At 26.2% G+C, this 711-nt stretch carries 1 protein-coding gene; it reads right to left on the minus strand.

What is annotated here, in order from left to right; translation table 11 throughout:
* Positions 1-124: 124 nt before the first annotated feature.
* Positions 125-361 carry a hypothetical protein gene (locus KLA_RS17345; protein WP_013619630.1) on the minus strand — a complete coding sequence of 79 codons (237 nt, stop codon included), beginning with the start codon at positions 359-361 and terminating at the stop codon, positions 125-127.
* Between the last annotated feature and the right edge of the window lie 350 nt (positions 362-711).

The following is a 711-nucleotide window of genomic DNA, read 5'->3' on the forward strand; positions in this document are numbered from 1 at the left end:
AATCTTCGATGACTGAAATTAAGCTAAAATCAGCTAATCGAAATTAAGTGTATTACAACTGATATTGTGCAGAAAGAAAAAAATAAATAAGGAGATATAAAAACAAAAATATAGTCTACGCTTATTACGCCACTTTAGTCTTAGCCTTTTTAATAACAAAAGTTAATGCTTTTTTAATTTTAGAATTTTTAAACTTGTATAAACGTGCAACCTCAACTTTTTCTTTAACAACGTCTTTTTTAATTTCTGTAATTTTAGCTTCTGTAGTTTCTATATTTAATACAGCTGTAGTTTTAGCTTCTTGTGCTTGTGCAGTTAATCCTAATGTAATAACGAATAATAAAGTGATAATAGCTTTCATAATATTTTTGTTTTGTTTTACAAAGCTACTTACCACATATACCCAAAATTAACATTTACAGATGAGTATCTCTTAACTATAGACGAGTGGTAATAAAGTAAATACTGGTAACGTTCACCGTAAATCCTATAAATACACCGTAAAACCAATTAACGGTATTTTATGCATTTTATCGATAAACACACTATATATCAACCTAAAAAAAATAAATGAATAATAAAAACTAAGAGTAACGTAATTGAATTAAGCAATTTTAGACTTTCCACGTTTTGTAGAAAAAGATAATGCTTTTTTAATTTTAGAGTTTTTAAACTTATATAAACGTGCAACTTTAGTTTCTTGTTGTACAG

The organism is Cellulophaga geojensis KL-A (assembly GCF_000568425.1).
Lineage (GTDB): Bacteria > Bacteroidota > Bacteroidia > Flavobacteriales > Flavobacteriaceae > Cellulophaga > Cellulophaga lytica.